Source organism: Streptomyces sp. NBC_01092, from assembly GCF_045039535.1.
In the GTDB taxonomy this organism is placed as follows: domain Bacteria; phylum Actinomycetota; class Actinomycetes; order Streptomycetales; family Streptomycetaceae; genus Streptomyces.
Genome location: NZ_CP108659.1, coordinates 3,001,610 through 3,022,200 on the forward strand (window position 1 = coordinate 3,001,610; position 20,591 = coordinate 3,022,200).

Genomic DNA, 20,591 nt, shown 5'->3' on the forward strand with positions numbered 1-20,591 from the left:
TCGGGTCACCGCGCCCCGACCCCCTCCCCTCGCCGCAGGTCCGGGAAATCCGGTCGGCCGCTGTCCGTGCGGCGCCGTACACTGGGCGGAGCGAAAAGCGTGGATGGGGACGAGTAGCGGCGTACGCAGCCCAGAGCGACCCGGGGACGGTGGAAGCCCGGGGGCGAGCGCGACGTGAAGATCACCCCGGAGCCGCCGGAAGAAAGCCGCAGCCGACCAGCAGCGGCCGTAGAACCGGCATCGCGACCCCAATGAGGGGGCTCGCCGACGCACACCCCGCGTCGGAGGGCCAAGGAGGGTGGTACCGCGGGAGCGCGCCGAAACCGGCGTACCGAAAGACTCGGCTCTCGTCCCTCCGGACGGAAGGCAGCAAGTCCGCCGGAGGAAGCTCGCTGATGACAACGCCGACGTACCGCCAGGTGCCCGCCCAGGTCGACCTGCCCGCGCTCGAGCACGCGGTGCTCGACTTCTGGCGCGAGCAGAAGATCTTCGCCAAGAGCCTGGAGCAGTCCGAGGGCCGCCCCGAGTGGGTGTTCTACGAGGGCCCGCCCACCGCCAACGGCATGCCCGGCGCCCACCACATCGAGGCCCGCGTCTTCAAGGACGTCTTCCCCCGCTTCCGCACCATGCGCGGCTACCACGTGGCCCGCAAGGCCGGCTGGGACTGCCACGGCCTCCCGGTCGAGCTCGCGGTCGAGAAGGAGCTCGGCTTCGCCGGCAAGAAGGACATCGAGGCGTTCGGCATCGCCGAGTTCAACGCCAAGTGCCGCGAGTCCGTGCTGCGCCACACCGACGCCTTCTCCGACCTGACGACCCGCATGGGCTACTGGGTCGACCTCGACGACGCGTACGTCACGATGGAGCCCGAGTACATCGAGTCCGTCTGGTGGTCGCTCAAGGAGATCTTCAACAAGGGCCTGCTGGTCCAGGACCACCGTGTCGCCCCCTGGTGCCCGCGCTGCGGCACCGGCCTGTCCGACCACGAGCTGGCCCAGGGCTACGAGACGGTCGTCGACCCGTCGGTGTACGTCCGCTTCCCGCTCACCTCCGGCCCGCTCGCCGGCGAGGCCGCGCTCCTGGTGTGGACGACCACGCCCTGGACCCTCGTGTCCAACACGGCCGTGGCCGCGCACCCCGAGGTCACCTACGTCGTCACGACGAACGGTGAGGAGAAGCTCGTCGTCGCCGAGCCGCTGGTCACCAAGGCCCTCGGTGAAGGCTGGGAGGCCACCGGCCAGTCCTTCACGGGCGCCGAGATGGAGCGCTGGACGTATCAGCGCCCCTTCGAGCTGGTCGAGTTCCCGGAGACCGAGGGCGGCACCCACTACGTGGTGAACGCCGAGTACGTCACGACCGAGGACGGCACAGGTCTCGTCCACCAGTCCCCCGCCTTCGGTGAGGACGACCTCAAGGTCTGCCGCGCGTACGGCCTGCCCGTCGTGAACCCGGTCCGCCCGGACGGCACCTTCGAGGAGGACGTCCCGCTGGTCGGCGGCGTCTTCTTCAAGAAGGCGGACGAACAGCTGACCGAGGACCTCCAGCAGCGCGGTCTGCTCTTCAAGCACATCCCGTACGAGCACAGCTACCCGCACTGCTGGCGCTGCCACACCGCGCTCCTCTACTACGCGCAGCCGTCCTGGTACATCCGCACCACGGCCATCAAGGACCGTCTCCTCGAGGAGAACGAGCGGACCAACTGGTTCCCCGAGACGGTCAAGCACGGCCGCTTCGGCGACTGGCTGCAGAACAACATCGACTGGGCGCTCTCCCGCAACCGCTACTGGGGCACCCCGCTGCCGATCTGGCGCTGCGAGGACGACCACCTCACGGTCGTCGGCTCCCGCGCGGAGCTCACCGAGCTGACCGGCACCGACCAGTCGAACCTCGACCCGCACCGCCCGTACATCGACGACGTAACCTTCGACTGCCCGCAGTGCGCCAAGACGGCCACGCGCGTGCCGGAGGTCATCGACGCCTGGTACGACTCGGGTTCGATGCCGTTCGCGCAGTGGGGCTACCCGTACAAGAACAAGGAACTGTTCGAGAGCCGCTACCCGGCGCAGTTCATCTCCGAGGCCATCGACCAGACCCGCGGCTGGTTCTACACGCTGATGGCGGTCGGCACCCTGGTCTTCGACAAGTCGTCGTACGAGAACGTCGTGTGCCTCGGCCACATCCTCGCCGAGGACGGCCGCAAGATGTCCAAGCACCTGGGCAACATCCTCCAGCCGATCCCGCTGATGGACCAGCACGGCGCCGACGCGGTGCGCTGGTTCATGGCGGCCGGCGGCTCCCCGTGGGCGGCACGCCGCGTGGGCCACGGCACGATCCAGGAGGTGGTGCGCAAGACCCTCCTCACCTACTGGAACACGGTCGCCTTCCAGGCCCTGTACGCCCGCACGTCGAACTGGGCGCCGTCCGCGGCCGACCCGGCCCCGGCCGACCGCCCGGTCCTGGACCGCTGGCTGCTGTCCGAACTGCACGCGCTGGTCGACCAGATGACCCAGTCCCTGGACGCCTACGACACCCAGCGCGCCGGCAAGCTGCTCTCGGCGTTCGTCGACGACCTGTCGAACTGGTACGTCCGCCGCTCGCGTCGCCGCTTCTGGCAGGGCGACAAGGCGGCGCTGCGCACGCTGCACGAGGTCGTCGAGACGGTCACCAGGCTGATGGCCCCGCTGACCCCGTTCATCACCGAGCGGGTCTGGCAGGACCTGATCGTCCCGGTCGCCCCCGGCGCCCCGGAGTCGGTCCACCTGGCCTCCTGGCCGCAGGCGGACCTGTCGGCGATCGACCCGGAGCTGTCGAAGCAGATGGTCCTGGTGCGCCGGCTGGTCGAGCTGGGCCGTGCCACGCGCGCGGAGTCGGGCGTGAAGACCCGCCAGCCGCTGTCCCGTGCGCTCATCGCGGCGACGGGCTTCGACGCCCTCCACCGTGAACTGCACGCGCAGATCACGGAGGAGCTGAACGTGAGCTCGCTCGCGTCCCTCTCCGAGGTCGGCGGCAGCCTGGTGGACACCACCGCCAAGGCCAACTTCCGCGCCCTGGGCAAGCGTTTCGGCAAGCGCGTCCAGGACGTGGCGAAGGCCGTCGCGAACGCCGACGCGGCGGCGCTGTCCCTGGCCCTGCGTGAGGGCACGGCGTCGGTGGAGGCCGACGGCGAGACAGTCACGCTGGCCCCGGACGAGGTGATCATCACGGAGACCCCGCGCGAGGGCTGGTCGGTGGCGTCCGACTCGGGTGCCACCGTCGCCCTGGACCTGGAGATCACGGAGGAGCTGCGCCGCGCGGGCCTGGCCCGTGACGCGATCCGCCTGATCCAGGAGGCCCGCAAGAACAGCGGCCTGGACGTGGCCGACCGCATCGCCCTGCGCTGGACGGCGACGGACCCGGCGACGATCGCGGCACTGAGCGAGCACGCCGAGCTGATCGCCGACGAGGTCCTGGCCACGGACTTCGGCCAGGGCGAGGCGGACGACACCTACGGCGCCCCGTTCACGGACGAGGGCCTGACCCTGACGTTCCGCCTGCGCAAGGTGTAGCCGAAGGGCTGAGCACGACCGAAGGCCCGGGACCGCCAAAGAATCTTGGTGGTCCCGGGCCTTCGGCGTTGCGTGCGTCGGACATCACACCCAGCTCCGAACAAACACCGTAAACACCATGAACAGGCGTAGCAAAAGGGCGGGGCCCCGGATCGAAATCCGGGGCCCCGCCCTGAACGCTGCCGACGCCTACGGCGTACTACCAACCGTCAGTTGTCGTCCTCGTCGATGAGGAACCCGCGCATCGGCGACGGGGCCTGGCCCATGGGGCCCGGACCCTGCGGCCGGACCGGCGCCATCGGCTGGGTCATCGCCGGGGACATCTGCTGCTGACCGCCGTAGGACGGAGCAGCCGGGGACGGGCCGCCGCCCATGGTCTGGTTGCCGCCGTAGGACGGGGCACTCGCGCCGGCCGGAGCCATGGAGGGCGCCGGGGACGGCGGGAGGGACGCGGTGGCCGGAGTGCGCGGCGGGGCAAGCGAGTCGTCCGCCTGGGTCTCCAACTGGCGCAGCTGGGACTCCAGGTAGGACTTCAGCCGCGTGCGGTACTCGCGCTCGAAGCCGCGCAGGTCCTCGACCTTGCGCTCCAGCGTGGCGCGGGCGGACTCCAGGGAGCCCATCGCGACGCGGTGCTTCTCCTGCGCGTCCCGCTCCAGGGCGTCCGCCTTGGCACGGGCGTCACGCTCAAGACCCTCGGCACGCGAACGCGCCTCGCCGACGATCTTGTTGGCCTCGGAACGGGCCTCCGCGATCGCCTGGTCGGCGGTCTGCTGCGCGAGCGACAGAACGCGTGCGGCGCTGTCGCCGCCGGGGCCGCCCTGACCGGGACCGCCCATCGGGCCACCCATAGGACCGCCCATGGGGCCGCCCATCTGCTGCATGGGGGGCTGGCCCATCGGCCCCGGACCCTGGCCCATCGGACCGGGACCCTGAGGGCCACCCTGACCGCCGGGACCGGCGGGCAGCTGCGGGGCACCGCTCGGCAGCTGGGGCGGACCACCCATGGGGCCACCCATCTGCTGCTGCGGCGGGCCCGATATGCCGGCGGGTACGGGAGCCCCGGGACCGCGCATGCCCTGCTGCGGCATGCCACCCTGCTGAGGCATTCCGCCCTGGGGCATACCGCCCTGCTGAGGGTGTCCGCCCTGCTGGTCCGGACCGCCGGGACCCTCCGGAGGCTTGCGCATGTTCTGCTGGTTCTGGGCAGCAGCACGCGTCGCCGCGGCCAGCTTGGCGCGCAGGTCCTCGTTCTCGCGGAGCAGGCGGGTCAGTTCGGCTTCGACCTCATCGAGGAAGGCATCGACCTCGTCCTCGTCATAGCCTTCTCGGAGGCGGACGGTCGTGAACTGCTTGTTCCGCACGTCCTCGGGGGTCAACGGCATCTCTTCACCTCAACGTAGTCGTCGGCAGTCGGCAAGACCGTATCTGTCACATCGTTCACATCGCGCTCCGTACAACGGTGATCAGGATGTAGACGATGATCATCAGTACGAAGAAGGACAGGTCGAGCGCCACGCCCCCGAGACGCAGCGGCGGGATGAACCGCCGCAGAAGCTTCAGCGGTGGATCAGTGACAGTGTAGGTGGCCTCCAGAACGACCACCATCGCCTTGCCGGGTTGCCATGAGCGGGCGAACTGGAAGACGTAGTCCATGACCAACCGGAAGATGAGCACGATGAGGAACACCATCAGCGCGATGTAGAGAACCTGCATAACCACGCTCATGACTGGTGCGTCCCTCTCCCCTGTTTCCCAGTTCCGTGCTGTTCTTCCGGTGGTGCGTCTCAGCTCTGGTTGAAGAACCCGCCCTCTGCGATGCGGGCCTTGTCCTCCGCCGTGACATCGACGTTAGCAGGCGACAACAGGAACACCTTCTGCGTCACCCGCTCGATGCTGCCGTGAAGACCAAACACCAAACCAGCCGCAAAGTCGACAAGTCGCTTCGCGTCTGTGTCGTCCATCTCAGTCAGATTCATGATCACCGGGGTGCCTTCACGGAAGTGTTCCCCGATGGTACGGGCCTCGTTGTAGGTCCGCGGGTGAAGTGTGGTGATCCGGTACGGCTCTCGTTCCGACACGACCTTGGGCATGATCACCGGTGCGTTCTTCTCCAGGCTTGCGCGTTCTTGTGTGATGGACGCCACGGGCGCAATGCGCGCCGGACGGCCGGATTCCGCGGGTAGCGAAGTCGCACGGGCCACAGGTTCACGAGGCGCGGGCGGTTGGACGATTCGCACCTCTTCGTCCCTTTGGGACTGATGTGCACTGTGCGACTGGTGTGACGGCTCGTGCCGTCGGTGGTCCCGCTCGGGCTCCGGGTCCAGTTCGGGCTCGAAGTCGTCATCGGGGTCGAACCCCCGGCCGTCGTACCCATCGTCCTCCACGAGGCCGAGGTAGACCGCCATCTTGCGCATCGCGCCGGCCATGCTCTGAGTCCTCCGCTCTGTGGTGGATCGGCGACTGCCAAGTGCCTGTGATCCACACGGTCGTTACGCCCGCCTTTCGGCGACATTGACCATATTTTCTGCTGTGGTCCGACTTCTTGGCGACGTTACCCGAGCCTGGGGCGGACTCCGAGTACCGCAGTGCCGACGCGCACATGTGTCGCACCCGCCGCCACCGCCTCTTCGAGATCCGCACTCATCCCTGCCGACACCATGTTCGCAGTCGGATGGGCTCGGCGCAGGTCGGTCGACAAATCCATCAACCGCTCGAACGCCGCCTGTTGGCGCCCTGCGTACTCCCCGGTAAGCGGAGCGACGGTCATGAGCCCGTCGAGCCGCAGCCCCGGAGCCTGCGCGACGAGGTCGGCCAACTCCGCGATCCCGCCGGGCGCCACGCCACCCCTCTCACCTCTCGCGCTCTCTCCCGCGTCCAGGGCCACCTGGATGAGACAGCCCACCTCGCGCTCCTGCTGTACGGCCTCCTTCGACAGGGCCGTCACCAGCTTGGAACGATCGACGGACTGCACGAGATCCGCATAACCGACCACGGACCGCACTTTGTTGGTCTGCAGCTGGCCCACGAAATGCCACGCAAGGGGCAGATCCGTACATTCGGCGGCCTTCGGTGCCGCGTCCTGATCGCGGTTCTCGGCGACGTGGCGCACACCGAGCTCCGACAGGATCCGCACATCGCCCGCGGGGTAGGTCTTGGTGACCACGATCAGGGTCACCTCCTCGCGGGCGCGCCCGGCGGCCGCGCAGGCGGCGGCGATTCGTTCCTCCACCTTCGCCAGGTTCGCGGCGAGTTCGTCCTTACGGTCCGTCATGTCCATTCAGTCCAGCCAGACATAGCCCGCGAGCCGCCCCGTGGTGCGGTCGCGGCGGTACGAGAAGTGGTCGACCGACTCCAGCGTGCACACCGGCGACTGCTCCCGGTCGCGCACTCCGAGCCGCGCGAGCTGGTCGTGCACCCCGGCGGCCACGTCCACCGCCGGAGTACCCCAGCTGGTTTCGGCGTACGCCGTCGGCTCCCCGGCCGCCACCTCGGCACGCATCGCCTCCGGCACCTCGTAGCACCGGCCGCAGACGGCGGGGCCGGTGCGGGCGACGATCCGTGCGGGGTCGGCGCCGAGCTCCGTCATCGCGCGTAGCGTGGCCGGCACGACCCCGGCGGTCATGCCCGGCCGGCCCGCGTGGGCCGCGGCGGCGATCCCGGCGACCGGGTCGGCCAGCAGGACCGGTACGCAGTCGGCCGTGAGAACGGCGAGGGCGAGACCCCGCCGCGCGGTGACGATCGCGTCGACCTCGGGCACCGGACGATCACGCCATGGTCCGTCGACCACGGCGACATCCGTCCCGTGCACCTGGTTCATCCAGACGACGTCGCCCGGATCGAGCCCGAGCGACTTGGCGGCGAGCTCGCGGTTCCTCAGTACGGCCTCGGGGTCGTCGCCGACCGCTCCGCCGAGGTTGAGCTCCTCATACGGAGCGGCGCTCACCCCGCCCCACCGGTCGGTGAAAGCGAAGTGCGCGCCGCTCACGGTGTCGCGCTGTCCTATCACGTCTGAAGGATCACTTAAGGAAGTCCGGGACGTCCAGCTCTTCCGCCGCGCTGTCGGCGTAGGTCCGCGACGGCGGGACCGGCGGGGCGACCGGGATGTCGGCCACCGGCTCCGGCGCGGGCTCCGGGTCCTCCTTCGGCGTGACGCTGCCGAGCGAGCCGAAGGACGGGCGGGACTCGGGCTGGCGTACCGGAGTGGGCTCCTCGCGGCGGGCCGAGGACGAGGTCGAGCCGAGGACGGTGTCCCGGCGGGCCGGCGGCTGGCCGCCGTCGAAGCCGGCGGCGATCACGGTGACCCGGACCTCGTCGCCGAGGGCGTCGTCGATGACCGCGCCGAAGATGATGTTGGCCTCGGGGTGGGCGGCCTCGCTGACCAGCTGGGCGGCCTCGTTGATCTCGAACAGGCCGAGGTCGGAGCCGCCGGAGATGGAGAGCAGCACGCCCCGGGCGCCGTCGATGGACGCCTCCAGGAGCGGCGAGGAGATCGCCATCTCGGCCGCGGCGACCGCGCGGTCGTCGCCGCGGGCCGAGCCGATGCCCATGAGGGCCGAACCGGCCTCGGACATGACCGACTTGACGTCGGCGAAGTCGAGGTTGATGAGGCCAGGGGTGGTGATGAGGTCGGTGATGCCCTGGACACCGGAGAGGAGGACCTGGTCGGCCGACTTGAAGGCGTCGAGTACCGAGACCTGGCGGTCCGAGATGGACAGCAGCCGGTCGTTCGGGATGACGATGAGGGTGTCGACCTCTTCGCGGAGCTCGGCGATGCCGTCCTCGGCCTGGTTGGCGCGGCGCCGTCCCTCGAAGGTGAACGGCCGCGTGACCACGCCGATGGTGAGGGCGCCGAGGGTCCGGGCGATGTTGGCCACGACGGGCGCGCCGCCGGTGCCGGTGCCGCCGCCTTCACCGGCCGTCACGAAGACCATGTCGGCCCCCTTGAGGACCTCCTCGATCTCCTCGCGGTGGTCCTCGGCGGCCTTGCGGCCGACGGCCGGGTTGGCTCCGGCGCCGAGTCCGCGGGTGAGTTCACGGCCGACGTCGAGCTTGACGTCGGCGTCGCTCATCAACAGAGCTTGCGCGTCGGTGTTGATAGCGATGAACTCGACGCCCTTGAGACCGACCTCGATCATCCGGTTGATGGCATTGACACCACCGCCGCCGACACCGATGACTTTGATGACTGCGAGGTAGTTCTGCGGTGCTGCCACGTCGAAGGCCTCTCGCCTCGAGTTACGGGTCGTCGGATCACGGGAAGCTCTCTGCTTCGTGAACCGACGACTGATGCCGAATGGGACGGTCCGTAGCGCCGACCCGAACCCTAACCCTGAAGTTTAGGGTTACCAGTGTGTCTGTTCCTTGAAGTCTTCTGAACAGGACACTAAGTCGACAAGTGGCGCACGTTCAACGAACACGCCGAACCTCCCGTTTTTCTTTTCACCCTATGTGATCAGCCATGTCGCTGCCCAACCAGGGTGCTGGCCTGCGCAGATGTGCGTCAACTCCCCGATGACGCAGGGGCGGTGGGAACGCTGACATCGAAGTGCCGGGCACGCGGCGAGGCTTTCATGAGAGCGGTGAGTGTGCGAGCCTTCGCCGCCCCCTTCTCGCCACTCCCCCACGAGACGATCCGGCCGTCCCTCAACTCCAGCGAGATGTCGTCGTAGGAACGGACCTTGACGACCAGGGTGTCGCGGCCGACGGCGGCCGGAATGGCGCCGGCGACCCGGACCGCCTCCCGCACCAGACGGCTCTCCGAGAAACGGCGCAGGCTCGCGGCGGCGGAGCTCGACCGGGACACCGTCAATTCCAGTGCGGGAACGCCTTTCGGGGGCACGGAAACCGTGGCGAAACGGACACCTTCATCGTCCACTTCGATGAACTTTCCGCCTTTTTGCACCACCAGAACCGGAGTACGCTCCATCACTTTCAGGCTGATTCCATGGGGCCACGAGCGGACCACGTCAACCTCGTCAATTCTGGGCAATTTCCGGCGCAGTCGCGCCTCAATCGCATCCGTGTCGACGGAAATCAGTGGCGCCCCGACGGGGACATCGGCCGCCTCGCGGACCTGCGCGGGCGTCAGAACCCGGGTCCCGGCGACCGATACGCGCTCCAGGCGCAGGTATTTGGAGCCGTACAGCAGCCAGACGGAGCCCGCGGCCAGGAGTACGAGGAGCACGGTAAGGATGATGATCGTACGAAGGCGTGGCCGTCTCAACCGCCGCCGGGCGAGGGGCGGGTCGGACGACTCCTGCTGGCGTTCACCGCGCTCGGCGGTCGTCGGTCCGGCCACGCTCCCTGCCCTCCGTCATACGGTTACTGGCGGCGCTGCGAGGCGATCGCCTCGTACACCATGCCGACGAGCAGGTCGTCGGCGTCCCGGCGGCCGAACTCGCTTGCGGCGCGGGACATCTCGTACAGCCGGTGCGGGTCGGCGAGCACGGGCAGGACGTTCTGCTGCACCCATTCGGGCGTGAGGTCCGCGTCGTCGACCAGCAGACCGCCGCCGGCTTTGACCACCGGCTGGGCGTTCAGCCGCTGTTCGCCGTTGCCGATGGGCAGCGGGACATAGGCGGCCGGGAGCCCGACGGCGGAGAGTTCGGCGACGGTCATCGCGCCCGCACGGCAGAGCATCAGGTCGGCCGCGGCGTACGCGAGGTCCATCCGGTCCAAGTAACTTACCGGGATGTAGGGGGGCATCCCCGGCATCTGATGAACCTGCGGCAGTTCGTTCTTCGGACCGACCGCGTGCAGGATCTGGATTCCGGCCTGCTGGAGCCAGGGCGCGACCTGCTGGACGACCTCGTTCAGCCGCCGGGCGCCCTGCGAGCCGCCGGAGACCAGCAGCGTGGGCAGGTTCGGGTCGAGCCCGAACATCGCGCGGGCCTCGGGGCGGGCGGCGGCCCGGTCGAGGGTGGCGATGGTGCGGCGCAGCGGGATGCCGATGTAACGCGCGTTCCGCAGCTTGCTGTCCGGCGTGGAGACGGCGACCTGGCTGGCGTAGCGCGAACCGATCTTGTTGGCCAGGCCCGGGCGGGCGTTGGCCTCGTGGATGATGATCGGCACGCCGAGGCGCTTGGCGGCGAGGTAGGCGGGCAGGGCTACATAGCCGCCGAAGCCCACGACGGCGTCCGCCTTGGTGCGCTCCAGGATCTGCTCGGCCGCCTTGATCGTGCCGCGCAGCCGGCCCGGGACGGTGATCAGCTCGGGAGTGGGCTTGCGTGGCAGTGGTACCGCAGGGATCAGCGCGAGCTCATAGCCCCGCTGCGGTACGAGCTTGGTCTCCAGGCCGCGCTCCGTGCCCAGGGCCGTGATCCCCACGGTCGGGTCCTGCCTGCGCAGGGCGTCCGCGAGGGCGAGCGCGGGCTCGATGTGGCCGGCGGTCCCCCCACCGGCGAGTACGACATGCACCGAAATTCACCGCTCTCCGGACGAACGCGCCGCCGAGGCACGCCGTCGCATCGTGTTCCATCTCCGAGGCCCCCGGTCACGCACGGCGCCTCCCGCACGCTTTCTACCAAAGCGGGGTTGCCGCACGGAAAGCGCTGCCCGCGCAGCGGGCTCGTCGCGTGCGAAGGCGATCAGCAGCCCGATGGCGAACATGGTCGGCAACAGGGCGGACCCTCCGTACGAGAACAGCGGCAGGGGGACGCCGGCGATCGGCAGCAAGCCGAGTACCGCACCGATGTTGATCACGGCTTGCGCGGTGATCCAGGTGGTCACGCCTCCCGCGGCGTACCTCACGAAGGGGTCCTCCGTGCGTCCGGCCACGCGGATACCCGCATAGCCTAGAGCCGCGAAGAGGGCGAGCACCGACAGCGTCCCCGCCAGGCCCAGTTCCTCACCGGTGACGGCGAAGATGAAGTCGGTGTGGGCTTCGGGGAGTTGGCCCCATTTCTCCACACTCGCACCCAGCCCGGATCCGAAGATTCCGCCGGACGCCAGCGCGTAGATCCCGTGCACGGCCTGCCAGCAGTCGACGGCGCCGCTGCGCGGCTCGGTGGCGCCCAGGCACTGCAGGCGGGCCATGCGGTTCGGGCTGGTCTTGATCAGGATGAGGCCGATCAGTCCGGCGACCGACAGGACCCCCACGAACAGCCTGGTCGGCGCGCCCGCCAGCCACAGCAGGCCGAACAGGATCGCCGACAGGATGATCGCCGTACCCATGTCGCCGCCGAGCATGATCAGCCCGAGCAGCATGAAGGCGACCGGCACGAGCGGCACCAGCATGTGCTTCCACTGGTTCAGCAGCTTCTTGTCCTGCTTGCGGGCGATCAGGTCGGCGCCCCACAGCACCAGCGCGAGCTTGCCGAACTCGCTGGGCTGGATCTGGAAGGAGCCGCCGAGGGCGATCCAGTTCTGGTTGCCGTTGACCGCGACTCCTATCCCGGGCACCTGCACCAGCGCCATCATGAAGACGGCGCCCGCGAGGATCGGGTAGGCCAGCGCCCGGTGCAGCTTCACGGGCATCCGGGAGGCGGCGAACAGCAGCCCGGCGCCGATCAGCGCGGCCAGCACCTGCTTGCGGAAGAAGTACGACCCGGGCAGGGACATCTGCAGCGCGGTGACCTGGGAGGCCGAGTAGACCATCACCAGACCGAGCACCGTGATCAGCAGGCTGCCGCCGAGGATGAGGTAGTACGCGGTCAGCGGCCGGTCCCACGCCCGCTGCAGGCGCGTGTGGAGCCGGCGTACCGCGTTGTCGCGCGGCGGTCCCGCGGTGACGGGCCGCCGAACGGTTCGCTGCACGGGCGGCCCGCCCGTACGGCTACCGGGCATCGGCGCTCACCGCCCCAACGTGGGCGTACGTACCGTCCGGCCACATCCGAGTCACGCGTCCCTCCAAGGGTCCCGAAGCACCCGCTGTGGCCGAGACCCGCCGTCAGGCGCCCGCGCCGAGTTCGCGAACCGCCTCCGCGAACGCGTCACCGCGCTGGTTGTAGTTGGCGAACATGTCCATCGAGGCACAAGCAGGTGCCAAGAGCACCGTGTCTCCGGCAACAGCGAGTCGCCGGGCCTCCTGGACTGCCGCGAGCATCGCCCCAGTGTCGGTCCGGTCGAGGTCGACGACGGGTACTTCCGGCGCGTGTCGCGCCAGGGCTTCCCGGATCAGGCCGCGATCCGCGCCGATGAGCACGGCGGCGCGCAGGCGCCCCGCCGACTTGGCGACCAGCTCCTCGAACACGGCGCCCTTGGCGAGCCCGCCCGCGATCCAGACGATGGACTCGTAGGCGGCCAACGAGGCCTGCGCCGCGTGCGTGTTGGTGGCCTTGGAGTCGTCGACGTAGGCGACCCCGTCCACGTCCGCGACGTGCGCGATGCGGTGGGCGTCCGGGGTGAAGGCCCGCAGGCCGTCCCGTACGGCCGCTGGGGGCACCCCGAAGGCCCGGGCGAGGGCCGCCGCCGCAAGGGCGTTGGCGATGTTGTGCGGGGCCGGCGGGTTGACGTCGGAGACCTCGGCGAGCTCCTGGGCGTTCTTCTGCCGGTTCTCCACGAAGGCGCGGTCGACGAGGATGCCGTCGACGACGCCCAGTTGGGACAGGGCCGGGGCGCCCAGCGTGAAGCCGATGGCCCGGCAGCCCTCCTCGACGTCCGCCTCGCGCACCAGGTCCTCGGTGGCCTTGTCGGCGACGTTGTAGACACAGGCGACGCGGTTGCCCTCGTAGATACGGCCCTTGTCGGCGGCGTAGGCCTCCATGGAGCCGTGCCAGTCGAGGTGGTCGGGCGCGAGGTTCAGCACGGCAGCCGAGTGTGCCCGCAGCGAGGGCGCCCAGTGGAGCTGGTAACTGGACAACTCCACGGCGAGGACGTCGTACTGCTCCTCGCCGAGCACCGCGTCCAGCAGCGAGACGCCGATGTTGCCCACGGCGGCGGTGCGCAGGCCCGCCGCCTTCAGGATCGAGGCCAGCATCTGAACGGTCGTGGTCTTGCCGTTGGTGCCGGTGACGGCGAGCCAGGGCGCGGCGTCCGGGCCGCGCAGCCGCCAGGCGAGTTCGACGTCGCCCCAGATCTCGAGGCCTGCTTCACGTGCCGCCGCGAACAGCGGCTTGTCCGGCTTCCAGCCGGGCGCGGTGACGACGAGTTCGGTGCCTTCGGGCAGGGTCGCCCCGTCACCGAGGCGCACGGCGATGCCCAGCGCCTCGAGTTCGGCCGCCTGGGCACGCGCGCGTGCGTCGTCGCCGTCGTTGACGACGGTGACCTTCGCGCCGAGGCCGTGCAGCACCTTGGCCGCCGGGATCCCGGAGACTCCCAGTCCGGCGACGGTGACGTTCTTCCCCTGCCAGTCGGTCACCTTTCCGCCGCCCATCCCGCGTAGAAGAGACCCAGTCCGACGATCACACAGATGCCCTGAATGATCCAGAATCGGACCACGACGAGCACTTCTGACCAGCCCTTGAGTTCGAAGTGGTGCTGGAGTGGCGCCATTCGGAAGACGCGCTTGCCGGTGAGGCGGAAGGAGCCGACCTGGATGACCACCGACATGGTGATCAGGACGAACAGGCCACCGAGGATGGCGAGCAGCAGCTCGGTGCGGGAGCAGATGGCGAGACCCGCCAGCGCGCCGCCGAGGGCCAGCGAACCGGTGTCACCCATGAAGATCTTGGCGGGCGAGGTGTTCCACCAGAGGAAGCCGAGGCAGGCGCCCATCAGCGCGGACGAGACGACGGCGAGGTCCAGTGGATCCCGCACCTCGTAACAGGCGTTGGGGCTGGGCAGGATCTGCGCGTTGGCGCAGGACTCCTGGAACTGCCAGACGCCGATGAAGGTGTAGGCGCCGAAGACCAGCACGGACGCGCCGGTGGCGAGGCCGTCCAGACCGTCCGTCAGGTTCACGCCGTTCGACATGGCGAGGATCATGAACAGCGCCCAGACGACGAACAGCACCGGGCCGATGGACCAACCGAAGTCCTGCACGAAGGAGAGCTTCGTGGACGCCGGGGTGTTGCCGCGGTTGTCCGCGAACTGGAGCGAGAGCACCGCGAAGGCGATACCTCCGAACAGCTGGCCGGCCATCTTGGCCTTGGCCCGCAGCCCCAGCGAGCGGCGCTTGACGATCTTGATGTAGTCGTCCAGGAAGCCGACCAGACCCATGCCGGCCATCAGACCGATCACCAGGATTCCGGAGAACGTCGGCGGCTTGCCGGTGATCAGCTTGGACAGGAAGTACGCGGCGATCGTCGCCAGGATGAAGGCGATACCACCCATGGTCGGCGTACCGCGCTTGGCGTGGTGCTCACGCGGGCCGTCGTCCCGGATGTACTGGCCGTAGCCCTTGCGGGCCAGCAGCTTGATCAGCAACGGGGTGCCGACCAGGGTCAGGAAGAGACCAATGACTCCTGAGAACAGGATCTGATTCATCATCGGGCGGCAACCTCACCCTCGGTACCGCCCGCGAGCAGCGCCGCGGCGACACTCTCCAGACCTACCGAACGGGACGCCTTCACGAGTACGACGTCCCCCGGGCGCAACTCGCTGCGCAACAGGTCGACCGCCGCCTGTGCGTCGGACACGTGCACCGACTCCTCACCCCACGAACCCTCGTTATATGCGCCCAGTTGCAGCCAGGACGCTTCTCTGTCCCCGACCGCGACGAGCTTGCTGACGTTGAGCCGGACGGCGAGCCGTCCGACCGCGTCGTGCTCGGCGAGGGCCTCGTCCCCGAGCTCGGCCATCTTGCCGAGCACCGCCCAGGTCCGCCGCCCCCGGCCCATGGCCGCCAGCGCCCTGAGGGCGGCTCGCATGGACTCGGGGTTCGCGTTGTAGGCGTCGTTGACGATGGTCACGCCGTCCGGGCGCTCGGTGACCTCCATACGCCAGCGGGAGAGGGAGCCCGCCTCGGAGAGCGCGGTGGCGATCTCAGCGACGGACATGCCCAGCTCATGGGCGACGGCGGCCGCGGCGAGCGCGTTCGACACGTGGTGCTCACCGTACAGGCGCATGGTCACATCGCTGCACCCGGAGGGTGTGTGAAGCATGAAGGAAGGCTGTCCGCTGTCCGTGAGTCGGACGTTCTCGGCGCGTACGTCCGCTTCGCCGGACTCTCCGAAAAGGATCACCTTCGCCTTCGTACGGGACGCCATGGCCCGTACGAGGGGATCGTCGCCGTTGAGGATCGCCGCGCCGCCCTCACTCTCCGACGGAAGGGACTCGACGAGCTCCCCCTTGGCCTGCGCGATCTGCTCGCGGCCGCCGAACTCGCCGATGTGGGCGGTGCCGACGTTGAGCACGAGGCCGATCTTCGGGGGCGTCAGATCGGCGAGGTAGCGGATGTGGCCGATGCCGCGGGCGCCCATCTCCAGCACGAGGAACTTCGTCTCCTCGGTGGCGGTCAGGGCGGTGAGCGGCAGCCCGATCTCGTTGTTGAGCGAGCCGGGCGTGAACACCGTCGGCGCCTTGCGCCGGAGCACCTGGGCGATCAGGTCCTTGGTGCTGGTCTTGCCCGCCGAGCCGGTCAGCGCCACGAGGGTCGTACCGAGCCGCTGTACGACGTGCCGGGCGAGGGCGCCGAGGGCCTTCTGGACGTCCGGCACGACGATCGCGGGCACACCCACGGGACGCGAGCCCAGTACGGCGACCGCGCCGGCCGCCACGACGGCCTCCGCGAAGTCGTGGCCGTCCACGCGCTCGCCGGCGAAGGCGACGAAGAGGCTGCCGGACTCCACCTCACGGGAGTCCCGGACGACGGATCCGGTGACCCGGACCGACGGATCCGGTATGTCGTGCGTCTGCCCGCCGACGACTTCTGCGATCTCGGCGAGAGAGAGGGCGATCACAAGTTCATCCCTGGGTCTTCTGGATAGCTTCGCGAAGCACCTGGCGGTCGTCGAAGGGACGGACCACTCCGGCGATGTCCTGGCCCTGCTCATGGCCCTTGCCCGCGACCAGCACCGTGTCGCCGGGCTGGGCGCGCGCGACGGCTGCGGCGATCGCGGCGGCCCGGTCCTCGAAGACCTGGACCTCGCCACGCTCGTGTACTGGCACGGACGCCGCGCCCTGGAGCATGGTTGCGAGGATCGCGAGGGGGTCCTCGGAGCGGGGGTTGTCGGAGGTCAGTACGGCGGTGTCGGCGAGCCGGGCCGCGGCGGCGCCCATCGGCTCGCGCTTGGTCTTGTCGCGGTCCCCGCCGCAGCCGAGCACGACGTGCACCTTGCCCTCGGTGACCTTGCGCAGCGCCTTGAGCACCGACTCGACGGCGTCGGTCTTGTGGGCGTAGTCCACGACCGCGAGATACGGCTGCCCGGCGTCGACGCGCTCAAGGCGGCCCGGCACGCCCGGCACGGCGGCGACGCCGTCGGCGGCGGTCTGCACGTCGAGGCCGGCGGCGGCCAGGGAGACGATGGCGGCGAGGGTGTTCGCCACGTTGAAGGGGCCCGGCAGCGGCGAAGTGGCGGTGATGCGCTCGTCCTTGGGGCCGATCACCGTGAACGTCGCGTCCATGGGGCCGATCTCGACGTCCTCGGCGCGCCAGTCGGCGTCCGGGTGGCCCTCGGCGGAGAAGGTGACGACCGGGACGGCGGCCTCCTTGGCGAGCCTGCGGCCGTACTCGTCGTCGAGGTTGACCACGCCGAGTCTGCTGCGTTTCGGCGTGAACAGCTGCGCCTTGGCCCGGAAGTAGTCCTCCATGTCGGAGTGGAACTCCATGTGCTCCGGGCTGAGGTTGGTGAAGACGGCGACGTCGAAGACGCAGCCGTCGACCCGGCCGAGGACCAGGGCGTGGCTGGAGACCTCCATGGCGACCGCCTCGACGCCGCGTTCGCGCATGACGGCGAACAGGGCCTGGAGGTCGGTGGCCTCGGGGGTGGTCCGCTCGGACTTGATGCGCTCGTCGCCGATGCGCATCTCGACCGTGCCGATGAGACCGGTCGACCTGAGCGTCTTCAGGCCGCCTTCGACGAGGTAGGCGGTCGTCGTCTTGCCGGAGGTGCCGGTGATGCCGATCTGGAGGAGATCGCGGCCGGGGTGGCCGTAGATCGTGGCCGCCAGTTCGCCCATTTGCCCGCGCGGGTTCTCGACGACCAGGACCGGCAGGCCGGTCTGCGCGGCGCGGTCGGCGCCGGTCGGGTCGGTCAGCACGGCGACCGCGCCGAGGCCCGCGGCCTGCGTCACGAAGTCGGCGCCGTGCATCCGGGCACCGGGGAGTGCGGCGTACAGGTCGCCGGGGCGGACGGCGCGCGAGTCATGGGTGATGCCCGTGACCTCGGCGGAGCCGTCCGTGGGCTGCGGCGCGGGGACACCCAACTGGTCGGCGAGTTCCGCGAGGGGTGTGGCGGAGACCTGCGCCGGCCTGGGCGGTCCCGGATACGTCACAGGATGCCCCTTCTGGGTGGTTTGGGACTGATCAGCGTGTGGCACGGCGGTGAGCGTACCGGGCGCACCCGCCTCGGAGCGAAGTGAGGGGCGGGGCGGGGGCTGGTTCCCGGAGTCCGGGGTGATCGTTGTCACGAGGTGGTTCCTGGCTGCTCGGTGCTGATCAGGGTGGTCAGGGTTTGTAGGCGACCGGGAGGTTGGCGGCCTTGGCCCCGGTCGGCGGGACCTGGAGGGTCTTCAGCGCGAACTCCATCACCTTCTTGTAGATGGGGCCGCAGATCTGGCCGCCGAAGTAGTTGCCCTGGGTCGCGTTCTGGATGGCGCAGTAGACCGTGATCCGGGGGTTGTCGGCGGGCGCGAAGCCGGCGAAGGACGAGGTGTAGCCGCGGTACTTGCCGGTGGCCGGATCCACGCGGTTCGCCGTACCCGTCTTGCCCGCGACCCGGTAGCCGGGGATGCGCGCCTTGGTGCCGGTGCCCTCCCGGTCGCCCACGACCGACTCCAGCATCTGGGCGAGGGTCCGCGCCGTCCTGGCACTGATGACCCGCGTCTTCTTGGGCTTCGCCGTTTCGGTGAACTGCCCGTCGGGTCCCTCGGTGCCGCGCACCAGCGTGGGTTCGACGCGTACGCCGCCGTTGGCGATCGTCGAGTAGATCGAGGCCGCCTGCATCGCGTTGAGGGACAGGCCCTGGCCGAAAGGAATCGTGTACTGCTGCGAGGTCGACCACTTGTCCGGGGCGGCCAGGATGCCGGGCGTCTCGCCGGGGAAGCCGAGGCCCGTGTAACTGCCGAGGCCGAACTTGCGCAGGTAGTCGTAGAGGACCTTGTTGGACTTCGACTGGGTCTTGCCGAGCTGGCCGGTGGCGAGGATGGTGCCGATGTTGCTGGACTTGGCGAGCACGCCGTTGAGCGTGAGGTACCAGGTGTCGTGGTCGATGTCGTCCTTGAAGAGCCGGTCGCCGCGGTGCAGCCGGTTGGGCACGATGACATGCGTGCCGGGCGTGGCCACGTTCTCCTCCAGTACGGCGGCCATCGACATGACCTTCGCGGTGGAGCCGGGCTCGTAGGCGTCCTGGAGCGCCGCGTTGCCCATGTTCGCGCTGCTGGCCTCGGAGAGGTCGTTCGGGTCGAAGCCGGGCGAGTTGGCCATGGCGAGGATCTCGCCGGTGCGGGTGTCCTGGACGATCACATAGCCGCGGTCCGCCCTGGACTCCTGCACCTGCTCGGTGATCGCGTTCTGCGCGGCCCACTGGATGTCGCGGTCGATGGTGAGCTCGACGTCGCTGCCGGGCACGGCGGGCGTCTCGGTGGAGCCCACGGTGGGGACCTGGCGGCCGCCGGACTGGGCGTAGCGGATCTCGCCGTCCTTGCCGGACAGCGCCTTGTTCAGCTGCTGCTCGACACCGCCGCCGCCCTTGCCGTCGGCGTTGACCCAGCCCAGTATCCCGGCGGCGAGGTCGCCGTTGGGGTACACGCGCTTGCTGCTGGCGACCGACAGGACGCCCGCGAGGACGTTGACCGTGCTCTTGTCGGTCTCGGCCTTGGTGGTCAGCGCGTTCTTCAGGTCCTTGATCTGCTTCCAGACCTGCGGGGTCTGGCGGCTGGCCAGCAGGGTGTAGCGCAGGTTCCGGTTCGCGGGCCGGAGCTTGTTGACGATCTTCTCCTGGTCCTGGCCGAGGATCGGGGCGAGCAGGGCGGCCGCCTGCTCGGGGCCGTCGTCGATCTTCAGCTGGTCGCGGGAGAACAGCGTGGGGTCGGCCGTGATGTCGTACGCGTCCACGCTGGTCGCGAGCGCGACGCCGTTGCGGTCGGTGATGCCGCCGCGCTCGGCGGCCAGGGTGTAGCCGACGTACCGGTTCTTCTCGGCCTTGGCGGCGTAGGTGCTCGCGTCGACGCCCTGCACCTGGAGCAGTCGTACGACGAAGGCGATCAGGACGAGGGTCAGGGCCAGGCTGACCATGCGCAGCCGGGGGCGGGGCCGGCCGAGCCGGATGGCGACGGGGGCCCCTGGACGCGGGCGTGCCGGGCGGCGGGCAGGGCGGGCGCCGGGGCCCGGACGCCGCTGGGCACCGCCGGATCGGGCGGGCTTCGCGGGTCCGGGCACGCGGCGGCGCGGCGGTTCCCTGTCGGACACTTCCGTCACCTGCCGGGGGTCGGGTACGGGGAGGACTGGGCGGACGGTGCGGTCTGCTGGACGGGAGGCGCGTACTGGGGCACGGTCTGGGCCGTGACCTGGCCGGCCGCGGGCTCGGACGCGTCGGGGGTGGCCGCCGGCTGAGGCGAGGTCGGCGTGGCGCCGTACGCCGAGGACGCGCCGTCGAGGGCCTCTGGAGCGAGGGGGGCGCGGCCGGCGATCTGCCCGGCGGGTGCGGCGCTGGGGACGCCCTTGACGGTGCCGTCCGGGTCGAGGAAGGCCGGGTCACCGCCCGGGATCATGCCGAGTTCGCGGGCCCGGCGCTGAAGGGCGTCGGGGGCGGAGTAGGCGTCGATGTCCCGCTGGAGGGACTGCTCCTCGTCGGTGAGGGTCTTCGTCTCCTTCTGGAGGTCGTCCTTCTGGAACGCGCCCTCGCTGAGGGCGGAGTTCAGCACGAGGAGTCCGATGAGGCCGCCGCCGAGGAGGAGGACGACCAGGAGGACGAAGGGGGCACGGGCGGCCTGCCCGCCGCCCGGGGGGAAGAGCCGCGCGAGCCGGGCGGCCCGCCCCCTCAGTTCGGGTTTCCTACTCACTCGCCCTCC

Annotated in this window: 16 protein-coding genes; 1 reads left to right on the forward strand and 15 read right to left on the reverse strand. The window is 69.8% G+C overall.

The window, feature by feature from the left end; all coding sequences use genetic code 11:
• The first annotated feature begins 395 nt into the window (after window positions 1-395).
• Window positions 396-3,542 (forward strand): isoleucine--tRNA ligase, encoded by a 3,147-nt coding sequence (gene ileS / locus OG254_RS13425; RefSeq protein WP_405581086.1) that lies wholly within the window; start codon window positions 396-398, stop codon window positions 3,540-3,542.
• A gap of 209 nt (window positions 3,543-3,751) precedes the next feature.
• Here the strand turns inward: ileS and OG254_RS13430 are convergent, their stop codons facing one another.
• The 15 genes from OG254_RS13430 to OG254_RS13500 form a co-directional block, all read right to left on the reverse strand.
• Window positions 3,752-4,924, reverse strand: coding sequence for a DivIVA domain-containing protein (locus tag OG254_RS13430; RefSeq protein WP_405581089.1), 1,173 nt, complete (start codon window positions 4,922-4,924; stop codon window positions 3,752-3,754).
• Window positions 4,925-4,979: 55 nt separating this feature from the next.
• Window positions 4,980-5,267, reverse strand: a complete 288-nt coding sequence (locus OG254_RS13435; RefSeq protein ID WP_147996538.1) for a YggT family protein — start codon at window positions 5,265-5,267, stop codon at window positions 4,980-4,982.
• Between the two features lie 59 nt (window positions 5,268-5,326).
• A complete protein-coding gene (locus OG254_RS13440) occupies window positions 5,327-5,968 on the reverse strand; it encodes a cell division protein SepF (RefSeq protein WP_030950524.1) in 642 nt (213 codons plus the stop codon).
• 125 nt (window positions 5,969-6,093) lie between these two features.
• Window positions 6,094-6,813, reverse strand: coding sequence for a YggS family pyridoxal phosphate-dependent enzyme (locus OG254_RS13445; RefSeq protein WP_351193664.1), 720 nt, complete (start codon window positions 6,811-6,813; stop codon window positions 6,094-6,096).
• A gap of 6 nt (window positions 6,814-6,819) precedes the next feature.
• Complete coding sequence (gene pgeF, locus OG254_RS13450) at window positions 6,820-7,548, reverse strand: peptidoglycan editing factor PgeF (protein ID WP_405581093.1); 729 nt, start codon at window positions 7,546-7,548, stop codon at window positions 6,820-6,822.
• A gap of 10 nt (window positions 7,549-7,558) precedes the next feature.
• Window positions 7,559-8,755 carry a cell division protein FtsZ gene (gene ftsZ, locus OG254_RS13455; RefSeq protein ID WP_405581095.1) on the reverse strand — a complete coding sequence of 399 codons (1,197 nt, stop codon included), beginning with the start codon at window positions 8,753-8,755 and terminating at the stop codon, window positions 7,559-7,561.
• 287 nt (window positions 8,756-9,042) lie between these two features.
• Window positions 9,043-9,840 carry a cell division protein FtsQ/DivIB gene (locus OG254_RS13460; RefSeq protein WP_405581097.1) on the reverse strand — a complete coding sequence of 266 codons (798 nt, stop codon included), beginning with the start codon at window positions 9,838-9,840 and terminating at the stop codon, window positions 9,043-9,045.
• Between the two features lie 23 nt (window positions 9,841-9,863).
• Window positions 9,864-10,958 carry an undecaprenyldiphospho-muramoylpentapeptide beta-N-acetylglucosaminyltransferase gene (gene murG, locus OG254_RS13465; RefSeq protein ID WP_405581100.1) on the reverse strand — a complete coding sequence of 365 codons (1,095 nt, stop codon included), beginning with the start codon at window positions 10,956-10,958 and terminating at the stop codon, window positions 9,864-9,866.
• A gap of 6 nt (window positions 10,959-10,964) precedes the next feature.
• Window positions 10,965-12,326 (reverse strand): putative lipid II flippase FtsW, encoded by a 1,362-nt coding sequence (ftsW, locus tag OG254_RS13470; RefSeq protein WP_405581103.1) that lies wholly within the window; start codon window positions 12,324-12,326, stop codon window positions 10,965-10,967.
• Between the two features lie 103 nt (window positions 12,327-12,429).
• Entirely contained in the window at window positions 12,430-13,854 is a 1,425-nt protein-coding gene (gene murD, locus OG254_RS13475) for a UDP-N-acetylmuramoyl-L-alanine--D-glutamate ligase (protein ID WP_405581106.1), read from the reverse strand.
• Window positions 13,836-14,909 carry a phospho-N-acetylmuramoyl-pentapeptide-transferase gene (mraY, locus tag OG254_RS13480; RefSeq protein ID WP_190070461.1) on the reverse strand — a complete coding sequence of 358 codons (1,074 nt, stop codon included), beginning with the start codon at window positions 14,907-14,909 and terminating at the stop codon, window positions 13,836-13,838. The genes murD and mraY overlap by 19 nt, the downstream gene beginning before the upstream one ends.
• Window positions 14,906-16,321, reverse strand: a complete 1,416-nt coding sequence (gene murF, locus OG254_RS13485) for a UDP-N-acetylmuramoyl-tripeptide--D-alanyl-D-alanine ligase (RefSeq protein ID WP_405581109.1) — start codon at window positions 16,319-16,321, stop codon at window positions 14,906-14,908. The genes mraY and murF overlap by 4 nt, the downstream gene beginning before the upstream one ends.
• 4 nt (window positions 16,322-16,325) lie before the next feature.
• Window positions 16,326-17,855: a UDP-N-acetylmuramoyl-L-alanyl-D-glutamate--2,6-diaminopimelate ligase gene (locus OG254_RS13490; protein ID WP_405581112.1), complete on the reverse strand. Its 1,530-nt coding sequence runs from the start codon at window positions 17,853-17,855 to the stop codon at window positions 16,326-16,328.
• A 172-nt stretch (window positions 17,856-18,027) separates the two neighbouring features.
• Window positions 18,028-19,989: a peptidoglycan D,D-transpeptidase FtsI family protein gene (locus OG254_RS13495; protein ID WP_405581115.1), complete on the reverse strand. Its 1,962-nt coding sequence runs from the start codon at window positions 19,987-19,989 to the stop codon at window positions 18,028-18,030.
• Between the two features lie 5 nt (window positions 19,990-19,994).
• Entirely contained in the window at window positions 19,995-20,582 is a 588-nt protein-coding gene (locus OG254_RS13500) for a septum formation initiator family protein (RefSeq protein ID WP_405581117.1), read from the reverse strand.
• Window positions 20,583-20,591 lie beyond the last annotated feature (9 nt).